The 12263-nt window shown below is 40.4% G+C and carries 13 protein-coding genes; 9 read left to right on the top strand and 4 right to left on the bottom strand.

What is annotated here, in order from left to right:
- Positions 1-19 precede the first annotated feature (19 nt).
- On the bottom strand, positions 20-790 hold the full coding sequence (locus G0Q07_RS04825) for a TIGR00266 family protein (RefSeq protein ID WP_163345022.1): 771 nt from the start codon (positions 788-790) through the stop codon (positions 20-22).
- 99 nt (positions 791-889) lie between these two features.
- On the opposite strand from G0Q07_RS04825, the gene G0Q07_RS04820 reads away from it, so the two are divergent.
- From G0Q07_RS04820 to G0Q07_RS04780, 9 genes are all read left to right on the top strand, one after another.
- A complete protein-coding gene (locus tag G0Q07_RS04820; protein WP_163345021.1) occupies positions 890-1102 on the top strand; it encodes a hypothetical protein in 213 nt (70 codons plus the stop codon).
- A 20-nt stretch (positions 1103-1122) separates the two neighbouring features.
- Complete coding sequence (locus G0Q07_RS04815; RefSeq protein ID WP_163345020.1) at positions 1123-1821, top strand: pseudouridine synthase; 699 nt, start codon at positions 1123-1125, stop codon at positions 1819-1821.
- A gap of 98 nt (positions 1822-1919) precedes the next feature.
- Positions 1920-2408 (top strand): RNA polymerase sigma factor, encoded by a 489-nt coding sequence (locus G0Q07_RS04810; protein ID WP_163345019.1) that lies wholly within the window; start codon positions 1920-1922, stop codon positions 2406-2408.
- A 5-nt stretch (positions 2409-2413) separates the two neighbouring features.
- Entirely contained in the window at positions 2414-3091 is a 678-nt protein-coding gene (locus G0Q07_RS04805) for a hypothetical protein (RefSeq protein WP_163345018.1), read from the top strand.
- 80 nt (positions 3092-3171) lie between these two features.
- Positions 3172-4554 (top strand): phosphoglucosamine mutase, encoded by a 1383-nt coding sequence (gene glmM / locus G0Q07_RS04800; RefSeq protein ID WP_163345017.1) that lies wholly within the window; start codon positions 3172-3174, stop codon positions 4552-4554.
- 321 nt (positions 4555-4875) lie between these two features.
- Positions 4876-5349 carry a methylglyoxal synthase gene (locus G0Q07_RS04795; protein WP_163345016.1) on the top strand — a complete coding sequence of 158 codons (474 nt, stop codon included), beginning with the start codon at positions 4876-4878 and terminating at the stop codon, positions 5347-5349.
- A gap of 95 nt (positions 5350-5444) precedes the next feature.
- Positions 5445-6554 carry a carbohydrate-binding family 9-like protein gene (locus tag G0Q07_RS04790; protein WP_163345015.1) on the top strand — a complete coding sequence of 370 codons (1110 nt, stop codon included), beginning with the start codon at positions 5445-5447 and terminating at the stop codon, positions 6552-6554.
- 11 nt (positions 6555-6565) lie between these two features.
- Entirely contained in the window at positions 6566-7639 is a 1074-nt protein-coding gene (locus G0Q07_RS04785) for a family 10 glycosylhydrolase (RefSeq protein WP_163345014.1), read from the top strand.
- Between the two features lie 566 nt (positions 7640-8205).
- A complete protein-coding gene (locus tag G0Q07_RS04780) occupies positions 8206-8910 on the top strand; it encodes a queuosine precursor transporter (protein WP_163345013.1) in 705 nt (234 codons plus the stop codon).
- A gap of 273 nt (positions 8911-9183) precedes the next feature.
- Here G0Q07_RS04780 and G0Q07_RS04775 read toward each other — a convergent pair whose 3' ends face one another.
- The 3 genes from G0Q07_RS04775 to G0Q07_RS04765 form a co-directional block, all read right to left on the bottom strand.
- Complete coding sequence (locus G0Q07_RS04775; protein ID WP_163345012.1) at positions 9184-9636, bottom strand: transposase; 453 nt, start codon at positions 9634-9636, stop codon at positions 9184-9186.
- A 569-nt stretch (positions 9637-10205) separates the two neighbouring features.
- Entirely contained in the window at positions 10206-11222 is a 1017-nt protein-coding gene (locus tag G0Q07_RS04770; RefSeq protein WP_163345011.1) for a metallophosphoesterase family protein, read from the bottom strand.
- A 68-nt stretch (positions 11223-11290) separates the two neighbouring features.
- The gene (locus G0Q07_RS04765) at positions 11291-11749 is read right to left on the bottom strand and encodes a hypothetical protein (protein WP_163345010.1); all 459 of its coding nucleotides are present in this window, start codon (positions 11747-11749) and stop codon (positions 11291-11293) included.
- Between the last annotated feature and the right edge of the window lie 514 nt (positions 11750-12263).

The raw sequence follows: 12263 nt of genomic DNA, 5'->3' as shown, positions 1-12263 counted from the left end.
TGAATACTGCGGACTTGATCTATCCTTCCAGTAAATTATCCAACAGTCCACCACGAGCTTCTTTGCGCGTGTTACCACCGCCCGGCGACAATTCTGCAATTAATTTTCTGATTGGCATACTTTGCAGCCATACTTTCCCGGTTCCACGCAAGGTGGCTAAAAAGATTCCCTCACCGCCAAAAACCATCGAGCGCAAACCACCCGCCTGTTCAACACTATAATCTATTGACGTTTCAAAACCTACAATACAACCGGTATCTACCCGCAAGGTTTCGTTATTCAGCTGCTTTTCAATCACTGTTCCTCCCGCGTGGATAAAGGCCTTTCCATCTCCATCCAGCTGTTGAAGAATAAACCCTTCGCCGCCAAAAAAGCCGGATCCGAGCTTTCTGTTAAATGTTATCGATATTTTTGTACCATATGCGGCGCACAAAAAAGCATCTTTCTGAACGATGATCCGTCCACCATAATCAGGTAAATTCAAGGGGATTATCGTCCCCGGATAAGGAGCTGAAAATGCCACGATCTTTTTCCCCCATCCCCGGTTGGAGAAATGTGTTAGAAACAACGATTCTCCTGTTATAAGGCGCGATCCAGCCGATAATAATTTATCGAAAAAACCAGCTCGCGGATTTGAACCATCTCCCATGCGAGCCTGAAATTCAATACCATCTTCCATATACAACATAGCACCGGCTTCGGCAATCACAATTTCTTCCGGATCTAACTCAACTTCAACCAACTGAACATCGTGCCCGATGATCTTAAAATCAATTTCATGCGAATTCATTACTCAATTTTTATGTTTCAACTCCGAATTTAAGTGAATTCGTTGAAATAAAATCCCAGATCGAAAAAATTAGCGATCTTTGCACAAAATAATTTAGCAATGCGCAAGAATAACAACAGCAGCCGGGGCAGTTCACAAGGAAAATCATCCGGCAATACTTCTAAACGGTCGGGTAAAACACCTTCGGGCAAACGAGTTGGCAAATCACGACTGGTAGAAAAATCGGAGCCTAAAAAAGAATTCAAACCACGGAAAAAATTTGGCAAACCGACCAACAAGAAAAAGAGTCGGCAGAATCCAGCCCAAAACTAAAAACACTTTCGGCCGAAGGAATGCGCTTAAACCGCTTTATCGCCAATGCAGGTGTTTGCTCGCGACGCGAAGCCGATACTTTTATTGCTGCCGGAGCCGTAACCATTAACGGTAAAATTATCACCGAAATGGGAACACGCGTACTGCCGGGCGACGAAGTTCGTTTCGATGGGAGGAAACTGGAAGCCGAGCGCAAAGTTTACATTTTGCTAAACAAACCAAAAGATTACGTTACCACTACCGACGATCCTCATGCAGATAAAATTGTAATGGACCTGATAAAAGATGCTTGTGATGAGCGTGTTTACCCTGTTGGAAGACTCGATAGGAATACCACCGGATTGTTGCTGTTTACCAACGACGGCGACCTATCGAAAAAACTGACACACCCGAAACACAACAAAAAGAAAGTGTATCAGGCCACGCTCGACAAGCCGGTTGAACGCGGACATATGGATATGATTGCCGAAGGAATTGAGCTGGAAGATGGCCCAATTGCGGCCGATGCCATTAGTTACACATCGGAAGACAAAACCGAGGTAGGCATTGAAATTCATTCAGGAAAAAACCGCATTGTTCGTCGTATTTTCGAGCACTTTGGTTACCGGGTAAAAAAACTGGACCGTGTACTTTTTGCCGGTCTTACAAAGAAGAACCTGCCACGTGGGAAATGGCGTATTCTCACCGAGAAAGAAATTAAATTCCTGAAAATGATGTAAATGCAAAAGTATCAAATCTCATAATCTAACCGTCTCAAAAACTGTTTGTTAACCATAAATTGTAATTATTCGCTCTACCACTTACTAATAAAGCGATTTTGGAAAAGGAATTCTTACACATAATCCAGAAAAACCAGGGCATCATCCACAAAGTATGCAATATTTATTGCGATACGGAAGATGACCGGAATGATCTTTTTCAGGAGATTGTGGTACAGCTTTGGAAGTCGTACCCCAATTTCAGAAGAGAATCAAAGGTTTCAACGTGGATGTACCGTGTAGCGCTTAATACTGCTATTACATCTTTCAAAAAAAGTAAAAGAAGACCTGACCAAAATAGCCTGACGTACGAAAATTTTCAGATTGAAGAAGAAAAGTACGATACCGAAACCGAAGAGAATATAAAAGTATTGCACAAAGCCATTCAGCAGCTTACCGGAATCGAAAAGTCGATCGTGCTGTTGTACCTCGAAAGTAAAAAATACGAGGAAATAGCAGAAATTACCGGTATCACTCAAAACTATGTGCGGGTAAAAATGAACCGGATAAAGAAAAAGTTGAAGAAACTGATGGTAACTGAAGAGTAGTAGTTATGGAATTAAAAGAACTGAAAAAAACATGGAGCCAAATGACCCCCTCCAAAGAACTGGATGAAATTCAGTTGCACACTATGCTCGGCAAACGTACCAAAAGCCTGATTGAACGTATTGACCGGAATATAAAAATAGGTTTTGTCGTTTTATTGGGATTGATACTGCTTTTTACTTTCGATGATTTTATCTTTTCGCCCGAAACCATTGAGAAATACTACAGCGAAATGCCTATTCCAAACTGGGTGCTCTTCCTGGCTGTTTTTGGCAACGTTCTTATTGTTACCACTTTCCTTTATTTTGTTATCAAATATTACCGGGTTAAACGACAATGTGATGTTGCTTGCGATCTAAAGGGCACTCTCAAAAAAATTATAGAGACACTGATTCTTTACCAACGCCTTTTCTACCTTGCTCTGGCAAGTATGTTGCTTGCGATGGCATCGGCATTTACCACAGGAATGTACGAAGGATTAAATCACAATGCTGAACTACAAGGCCTTCAGTTCACCGACATTGAAACAAGTAAGCTCATTTTAGCATTCGTAATATCGGTTCTGATTGTTGTGCTATTCGGTGGCGGCATTTTCTTTTTCCTTCGCTGGGGATTTCGAAAACTCTACGGCAACTACACAAAAAAATTAAAAGCAACACTTCGCGAATTGGAAGAATTGGATTAAATCAGTTTACAATCTTGTCGTTTTTCCCAAAAATTCAAGATTGACTTTCTATCTTTACAGCTCAAACTGAACATTAGATTATGACATTAATAAAATCGATCTCGGGAATACGAGGCACCATTGGAGGAAAACCGGGCGAAGGGCTAAGTCCGCTCGACGTAGTTAAATTTACTGCAGCCTACACTACGTGGGCTAAAGAAAAAGCAAACAAAGAAAAAATTACAGTTGTGGTTGGCCGCGATGCACGAATTTCGGGAGAAATGGTAGCATCAATTGTGGTTTCAACACTCTCAGGAATGGGATGCAACGTGGTAAATATCGGGCTGGCAACCACCCCAACTACCGAAATTGCCGTTACTGAAGAAAAAGCCGATGGCGGAATTATCCTCACGGCAAGTCATAATCCGAAACAATGGAATGCATTAAAACTACTGAACGCTGCCGGCGAATTTCTCGATGCCGCAGAAGGAGCAAAAGTACTGGCATTGGCCGATGCTGAAGATTTTAGTTTTGCAGAAGTAGACGATCTGGGAACAGTGGTAGAAAAAGACTATACAGATATACACGTACAACACGTTTTAGATCTCGATTTGGTTGACGTAGAAGCCATTAAAAAAGCCAACTTCTCCGTAGCAGTTGATGCCGTGAACTCGGTTGGAGGAGTTGCCATGCCCGCACTTTTTAAAGCACTCGGCATAAAAAACATTGTTGAAATTAACTGCGAACCGACAGGGCATTTTGCGCATACACCAGAGCCAATCCCTGAAAATCTGGTAGAAACAGCCGAAATTATTAGTAAGAATAAAGTGGATGTAGGTTTTGTTGTCGATCCTGATGTTGATCGTTTGGTAATTATTAACGAAGACGGCAGTATGTTCAACGAAGAATATACACTGGTAGCTGTTGCCGATTTTGTATTAAGCCAAACTCCGGGAAATACGGTTTCTAATTTATCATCAAGTCGGGCACTACGCGATGTTACAGAAAAACACGGTCAGAGTTACTCGGCCGGCATGGTTGGAGAAGTGAATGTTGTGGCCAAAATGCGCGAAACGAATGCCGTTATCGGTGGCGAAGGCAACGGCGGAATTATATATCCGGCCAGCCACAGTGGTCGCGATGCCTTGGTTGGAGCGGCACTTTTCTTAACTCACCTGGCCAAATCAGGCCTTAAATGTTCGGAGCTACGGAAAACCTATCCCGACTATTTTATCTCGAAGAATAAAATTGAAATGACACCAGATATCGATGTGGATAACATTCTTATTCAAATGAAAGAGAAGTATGCACACGAGGAAGTAACCGCCACCGACGGGGTAAAAATTGATTTTGCCGAATCGTGGATTCACTTGCGAAAATCGAATACCGAACCGATCATTCGGATTTATGCGGAAGCAAAATCAAGTGCAGAAGCAGATAAACTGGCTCAGAAAATGATAGAAGAAATGAAAAGCCTTTTATAACCAATAATTCAGAAGGTTATACCAATTGTTTTTCAGTGTGAGCCTTAAGCGAAATACTGGAATTACAATAGCCTGTCCCGAATTTCTTCGGGAGTTAATGCCGATTGAAAACGGAAATTGGATGAGATAAGACTCATCCTGATTTCACATCGGTATTACGCAAACGTTAAGCAGGATGTTGATTTTGCATGTAGAAATTAAATTTGAGCCATATTAATGTTACAAAACATGTTTTTCCGCATTTCCTATTTAAAAACAGTCTACATTTGAAGCGAAAATAACATTCAATATTAGTTTACTGAATGCAAAAACATGAAAACAATGAAAAGGAAAAAGAATATAGCGATCGTAGCACACGATAACCGCAAAAAAGATATAATGGAATGGGTTTCTTTCAACTGGAAAGAACTGGTTCAACACGACTTGATCTGCACAGGTACAACCGGCAAAATGGTTGAAGAGGCACTTGCTGCAAGCTGCCACCAGCATGGCACCGTACCGCCAACTATAACACGGCTGAAATCGGGTCCTCTGGGTGGCGACCAACAGCTAGGCGCCCTCATCTGCGAAGGAAATATTGATATGCTCATCTTCTTTTGGGATCCTATGCAACCACAACCACACGATGTTGACGTAAAAGCATTGCTGCGTATTACGGTTTTATACAACATTCCAACAGCATCAAACCGTTCTACGGCCGATTTTATGGTTACATCAGAATTATTCCACGAACAATACGATCCAATAATCAAAGATTACGCCGAATACATTACGCGCGAAGTAGAAATAAAATAAGCCTTATTCTTAATTTTTTTAAAAAGACCTGCCTCTCTTGATAATATTTTCGATATTTTTGTCGTTATTGTCCGACATTAATAGTGATTAAATCTATGCGTATTATCAGGGATGCAGTCTTCCTTACACTTTTCATAATCAGCAACTTGAGCTTGTCAGCACAAGCACAATGGGGAAAGCATACCCACTTGTTCACACCTCCAAACACCTATACAGCAGGGCAAAGCCGGGATACAATAAAAATTGACGGGCAAGCCAACGAACCGGTATGGAAGAATGCTGCGTGGACTTCCGAATTCATAGATATTCAAGGAGAGAACATGCCTCATCCAACTTATCGCACACATATAAAAATGTTATGGGACGCTGACAACCTGTATATTTTTGCTGAATTGGAGGAAGAACATATTTGGGCTTACTACGATAAACAGGACATGATCGTTTACCACGAAAATGATTTTGAGGTGTTTATCGATCCCGATGGCGACACGCATAATTATTACGAATTTGAGGTGAACGCCCAAAACACTTTATTCGACCTCTTTCTGGATAAACCTTACCGTAATGGTGGAAAGGCTGACATTGAATGGAACGCCAAAGGTTTTAAAAGCGCCATTTATTTGGATGGCACGCTAAATGACCCGACCGACACCGATAAAAAATGGTGTGTTGAAATGGCCATTCCTTTTGCATCGCTTACCACCGATGGAACTTTTATTCAGCCGAGAGCAGGCGACATTTGGAAAATCAACTTTTCGCGGGTACAGTGGCAAACAGAAATTATTGATGGGAAATACACGCGAAAAACCAACGACGATGGTAAATTAATACCTGAAAATAACTGGGTGTGGAGTCCGCAGGGCGTAATTAATATGCATTACCCTGAACGCTGGGGACTTATCAGGTTTTCATCAGAATTGCCAAAATCAAAAGTTGCAGCATTTCAACTGCCCGAGGAGGAGTTGCTGGCCCAACATCTGTGGCATGTGTTTTATGCACAACGCGATTATCGGCGTGAGCATAAGACATTTTGTAACAACCTTGCCACACTTGGAATTCAAGCAAACGGAAAAGAGAACAACACCAATTTCTCGCTGGAAATGAACGCCTCGGGAAAAACATATATCGCAACTTTAAAAACCAACAACGGCCTGATGATCTCGATTAATCCGGATGGCTTAATACAAAAACATACTGACAACTAAACAATTTAGCGATGAATAAAAGAGATTTTATTAAAACCACAATGCTGGCCGGGATGGGCCTTACAGTGGCAGGCGCCTGTGCCGGCGAAGCAAAACCAGCTGCAGCTGAACAAGGTTTGAAACACTGGGTTTGGGAAAATCCAAATCATGAGGAAACAGACGAAGATCTGCAAAAGAAATACAGCAGTTATTACGAAGCCGGTGTGCGCGGCATGTTTTTCGAGCACGACAGCGAACGCCATTTCCGTATCGCTAAAAAGGCCGGACTGGAAACACACCGCTGGATGTGGACCATGAACCGTGGCGAAAAAGAGCTGCTGGAAAGTCACCCGGAATGGTATGCCGTTAGTCGCGATGGAAAATCATGTGCCACCAATCCTCCGTATGTGGGTTATTACCGCTGGCTGTGTCCTTCGAAACCGGAAGTAAAAGAATACCTGGCACAACTGTCAACCGAGATTCTGAAAAAAGACTATATAGATGGCCTTCACCTTGATTATGTGCGCTACTGCGATGTCATTCTGCCGGTAAACCTGTGGGACAATTACGGTATCGATCAAAGCCAGGAATTGCCCGAATACGATTTTTGCTACTGCGATACCTGCCGCGAGAATTTTAAAAAGAAAACCGGTAAAGATCCGCTAGAGATGGAACATCCGGATCAGAGCCCGGCATGGCGGAAATACCGTTACGAGCAGGTAAACAACATTGTGAACCATCTGGCAGAAATTGCACACGCGCACAACAAGCCAATTACCGCAGCGGTTTTCCCAACACCGGAAATAGCACGCCGTATTGTACGCCAGGACTGGACCAACTGGAACCTCGATGCCGTTTGCCCGATGATCTACCACGGTTTTTACCGTGAAACAGTAAGCTGGATTGGCGACGCTGTTGAAGAAGGAATGCATTTCCTTTGCGGTAAATTCCCAATTTATGCCGGTCTGTATTTACCCGATTTTAAATCGGATGAAGAGCTGGAAGAAGGAATTCGTGTTGCCCTTAAAAACGGAGCCTCAGGAGTTTCGTTGTTTGGAAAGGTGAATGAAAAGACTTTAAGTATTTTGAAAAGTGTTTCAAAGTAAGGAGCTTTTTCAAACACTGTTGTTCGGATTAAGTAATCGAAGATAAACAGATTGCTTCACTACGTTGCCAATGACAGATTTTAATAAGTCGTTAAATATGAGCAAAATACCACTTTATGCATTATTGTCATTTCGACGAAGAATGAGGAGAAATCTTTCACAAAAGGAACAGATTTAGCTCCGCTGATTTTCAATTCTCATTCGTTTCCCTCATTCGAAATGACACCCCTGCATAATCTGTCATTACCTCATTATGGCAAAAACAAAATTTTGGCGGACTCTCGCAATGACGATAGTGTGTGGGAGTCACTCCCTGTAAATCCATTGAATTATGCGTCATTGCGATCCGCTAATTGGAGGAGAAGCAATCTTTAAGTTTTGCAGGACTAATGATTTAGAAAAGCAAAATTATTTAGATTCTGAAACAAGTTCAGAATGACGTAAAGAAACTTTTAAGTAGGACTCTTATTTTTTGATATTCAGCTTTTTCCATTACATTTGCAGGCCAAAATTAAGAGTACGAACTGCGCAGGTGGCATCACCCTGCACATAAAAGAATTAAAAAAATGCAAAACGAATTGTTATGGCTGGCCATGCTGCTGGCAAATTTTCTGCTAATTATTTTAGCTTACCGTTTATTCGGTAAATGGGGATTGGTAATGTGGATTCCCATCTCGGTAATTGTTGCCAACATTCAGGTAATACAAACCGTTGAGCTGTTTGGGCTGGTGGCCACACTCGGAAATATTGTTTATGCTACCTCGTTTTTGGTTACCGATATTTTATCGGAGAACTACGGAAAGGAGGAAGCCAAAAAGGCTGTATGGATCGGGTTCTTTAGCCTTATTTCCATGACCCTGCTGATGAACCTGGCACTGGAGTTTCTGCCATTGGAAGGCGACGAATTTGCCGGTATAACTCATGAAGCTACAAGTACCATCTTCAGCCTGATGCCGCGTATTGCTGTTGCCAGTCTGGCTGCCTACCTGTTATCGCAGCGTCACGATGTGTGGGCCTACCATTTCTGGAAAAAACGTTTTTCGAAAGACAACCAGATCTGGCTGCGTAATAACCTCAGTACTATGGTTTCGCAACTAATAGACAGTGTTGTTTTTGTTGCCATTGCCTTTTGGGGCGTTTACGAATGGCCGGTGTTGCTTGAAATTCTGCTAACCACCTATTTCCTGAAATGGATTGTAGCTGCCGCCGATACGCCTTTTGTTTACTGGGGGAAGAAGATCTACAAACGCAACCGGTTTTGGATGGAATAAATAACTATAAAAGCAAAATAGAAAACGGGGCTGTATAAATAAAGAATATACAGCCCCGCTCTTTTTTGCCTGACACAGTTAGGGGCTGGAAAAAGTAAAGCTTTATGTTTTGCTGTTTGTTTACCTAAAAAAGTAGCAATTATAAATCGGCAACTGCGAGGGATTTTAAAATCCAACTGTCAGATAAGTAGCACCGACGGTGCTTAAGCAATAACACAGGGTAACACCCTGTGTATATACATTCATTCAATCATCGCTCTGAAAGAGCTGTAGTCAATCCCAAACATATCTTTCATCATACACTACCTTATACTTCTTTAGAAAGGCGCGAAATTCTTCTTCAAAGGTTTTGGTTTTGTGGTGTTCGGCTTGTTTTAGTATATATTCTTCAACAATATTAATTTCTGATGGGTTAACAGAAAAAATACCATAACCGTGTTGCCAATAAAAATTATGGTATTTTGTATCAACGGTTTTTATCCATTTCGATGATTCCTTTTTTAGCTTTTCGAGCAGAATTGACTGTGTTGTACCCCGAGCCAACGTACATAGTATATGTATATGATTTTTAAATCCTCCTATTTGAACCGGAAAACAATCGAGACCTTTGCAAATACCACCCAGATAATTAAAAAGACGTTGTTCAATTTCGGTGTCGATTAAGTTTTGTCTGTTTTTGGTGCTGAATGTAATGTGGGTGTAAACTTTTGATAGTGATTGAGGCATAATTGTGTTTTTATGTGTTTATTCTTATGCCCTTTCAGGGCGATGTTCGATTCTACTTTTATTTCATAGGGCGTTGGGCTATTTTAACTCCGATAGCCTCAATTTAGCAATAAATCTTTGCATTTTATGTATCATAAAATATGTCTACTTCAAATTGGCAACTGTGAGGGATTTTAAAATCCAACTGTCAGATAAGTAGCACCAAAGGTGCTTAAGCAATAACACAGGGTAACGCCCTGTGTATTTCCATGAATTCAATCATCGCTCTGAAAGAGCTGTAGTCACGAGCCATTAGGTACTAATAGTTTGATTTGGCTGTCATTTCCCGCAAAGTGATTCCTTTGAAAGAACTAAGCACTAGAGAAAAATAATGTCTCTTAACCCCAATGTATCCACAAAAAAGTACCGGTTACAAATCGGCACCAGCGAGGAACAAACGAGAGGTAGTTGGTGCGGACTAAAACCCTTTGTTTTATCACTATCCCTGCAATTAACTTTAAACTTTATTCTAAGCCTTTTTAAATCAGTTCAGATACTGATAACTATCTTTGAAATATCGAAAAGCTTAATTATTTCTTTTCTGAGTAAGGTAATTCTACTTCATATAGTATCTTCCCATCTATTCTTCTCAGCCAGGTAGTAAAAGTTCTTTTGTTTTCTTCCAGAAGAATGATCCGGGCTCCATTAAGCGGAAGATCACAATAAGAATTACCACCAGAAAAGTATCCATAGCACAACGCAATTTGAAATAATTGCGCTACGTAGTTATTATTATGGTCATGCCCCACAAAAGAACCTAAAACATTTCCCTGAAGTACCATTTCCGAAAACATACCTGTGTTAATTTTTGGCGAACATTCATCTTCCATTCGTACTCCATTTCTAAATCCCCCATTATCAAACGCTTGTTTATATTCGGGAAGTGGAATATGAAAGAATAGTAAAGATTGAGCGTTTTGATTTTTCGTTAACCACGATTGATTCGTTCGTGCAAACCACCTAATCTGAGATTGATCAAACCATGCATAGCCATCCACCCCTTTATTTTGGGCTAAAGAATAGCTTCTGGAATCAAGGCAGTAGATAAGTTTTTCAACAATTTCGTTTTGGTTATAAATGGGTAATACATAGTTCCCTATTCCTTTAACTTCATCACCTCCTTCATCAGAAATAACACAATACGGACGTTTAGAAAGGTATTTTAATAATTCCTTCCTTGAGATTTGTGCTTCATCATCATGATTTCCAAAAGTGACAGCATATGGAGTTTTGTATTGAATTAACACTTCTGTTAGTAATTCCCAACTTGCTAATGTTGGCCAATTATCTCCACTCCCTGTTACAATATCACCTGTTAGAATAACTAAATCAGGTTTTTCTGCTTCCATAATGGCTTTGATATTTTCAAGTACTTCTGGCGACTTTTCCCCACCATTGTAGAAATGACAATCAGTAAACTGCACAATTTTAAACTGATTATTATTATTGAAGCTTAACAAATTATTCTGTGCGAAAAGATTAAATGCGGAAAGTTGTAAGCTAATAATAGCTACTATTAGGGAATAAAGAATGTGCTTGTTTTTCATAGTATCATGTATATATCAAATGTAATGATTTTGTATTGAGAATGTTCATCTAAAAAATTTTATCAAAATCACACAGATGTTTCAACAATTCTGTCAATCTTTATTTTTATTACCGAGTATCCAATGAAGTATACCATTATTGAAAACAGCAGTCCTGTAATAATTGATAGCACAATTCCAGAATCGATAAATCCAACTATTAGTCCAATAATTAATCCTACCATAATTGAAAGGAACAGTAAAATGTCAAGCTTAACTTCCCAAAATATTTGAATTCTATTTGAACCATTCTTTTCAATTCGAACAAATCCTTCTCTTAAAATTTTTAGAGCCTCTATTTTATTCTCTCCTGAATGTGTCGTATTTCTAACGGTTCTTTCAAATTCAATTGTGTTAATTTTTACTTCTGACCTGGCTCCGAGTTCCTTTAGTTTCCACTGAATCTTTTTCATAAAAGATTCAATATATAAGTCAGCATTTCCCGGAACCCTTTTTTCTATTGTATTTGAGTATAGGCATAGTTTCATAAATTGTTTTTTCAGTTTGCGAATTAATAAAGGCCATTATCGATAGAGTTTTTCAATATGCCCAATAACGTATGTATAAGCCAACTTTTTGTATAAATGTTATTGCAGAGTGAGCATTCAACGGTTCTGGTTTTTATTGAAGCCTAAAGTTAGCATAATAAAAAAATAAAACAATACAGATAAGTTTCCGCTACCGCGCGAATCCCTCCTAGAATCGCGCGGCAGCGGCAGCGGGGGCTAAAGCCCAACTTTGGCAGCAGGATCACTAACCCCGGCATTAATACCGGGGTTAAGCATAGCCCCTCAGCACCGGGCTTTAGCCCTTATGGTTTGGTTCGGGCGGCTTTCCGAACAGCCCACACTCACTAACTATTCTAACTGTCTGATTTTAAGCCTCCCACAGGTGACAGAAGTCGGTTTCAAACGCGTTTTTTTTCATCCTCAGGTAACAGAAGTTAGTTTCAAACGCATTTTTTTACGCCCCCAGGTGACAGAAGTTGGTTTCAAATGTGTT

Origin of the sequence: Draconibacterium halophilum, from assembly GCF_010448835.1 — a bacterium.
GTDB lineage: Bacteria > Bacteroidota > Bacteroidia > Bacteroidales > Prolixibacteraceae > Draconibacterium > Draconibacterium halophilum.
Note: the sequence above shows the minus strand (reverse complement) of the source record. Positions and strands in the feature narration are given on the sequence as shown.

What these genes read in the sequence shown, in the direction of transcription:
- G0Q07_RS04825 (WP_163345022.1), bottom strand. Translation starts at nt 790, where the DNA reads ATGAATTCGCATGAAATTGATTTTAAGATCATCGGGCACGATGTTCAG.
- G0Q07_RS04820 (WP_163345021.1), top strand. Translation starts at nt 890, where the DNA reads ATGCGCAAGAATAACAACAGCAGCCGGGGCAGTTCACAAGGAAAATCA.
- G0Q07_RS04815 (WP_163345020.1), top strand. Translation starts at nt 1,123, where the DNA reads ATGCGCTTAAACCGCTTTATCGCCAATGCAGGTGTTTGCTCGCGACGC.
- G0Q07_RS04805 (WP_163345018.1), top strand. Translation starts at nt 2,414, where the DNA reads ATGGAATTAAAAGAACTGAAAAAAACATGGAGCCAAATGACCCCCTCC.
- glmM (WP_163345017.1), top strand. Translation starts at nt 3,172, where the DNA reads ATGACATTAATAAAATCGATCTCGGGAATACGAGGCACCATTGGAGGA.
- G0Q07_RS04795 (WP_163345016.1), top strand. Translation starts at nt 4,876, where the DNA reads ATGAAAAGGAAAAAGAATATAGCGATCGTAGCACACGATAACCGCAAA.
- G0Q07_RS04790 (WP_163345015.1), top strand. Translation starts at nt 5,445, where the DNA reads ATGCGTATTATCAGGGATGCAGTCTTCCTTACACTTTTCATAATCAGC.
- G0Q07_RS04785 (WP_163345014.1), top strand. Translation starts at nt 6,566, where the DNA reads ATGAATAAAAGAGATTTTATTAAAACCACAATGCTGGCCGGGATGGGC.
- G0Q07_RS04780 (WP_163345013.1), top strand. Translation starts at nt 8,206, where the DNA reads ATGCAAAACGAATTGTTATGGCTGGCCATGCTGCTGGCAAATTTTCTG.
- G0Q07_RS04775 (WP_163345012.1), bottom strand. Translation starts at nt 9,636, where the DNA reads ATGCCTCAATCACTATCAAAAGTTTACACCCACATTACATTCAGCACC.
- G0Q07_RS04770 (WP_163345011.1), bottom strand. Translation starts at nt 11,222, where the DNA reads ATGAAAAACAAGCACATTCTTTATTCCCTAATAGTAGCTATTATTAGC.
- G0Q07_RS04765 (WP_163345010.1), bottom strand. Translation starts at nt 11,749, where the DNA reads ATGAAACTATGCCTATACTCAAATACAATAGAAAAAAGGGTTCCGGGA.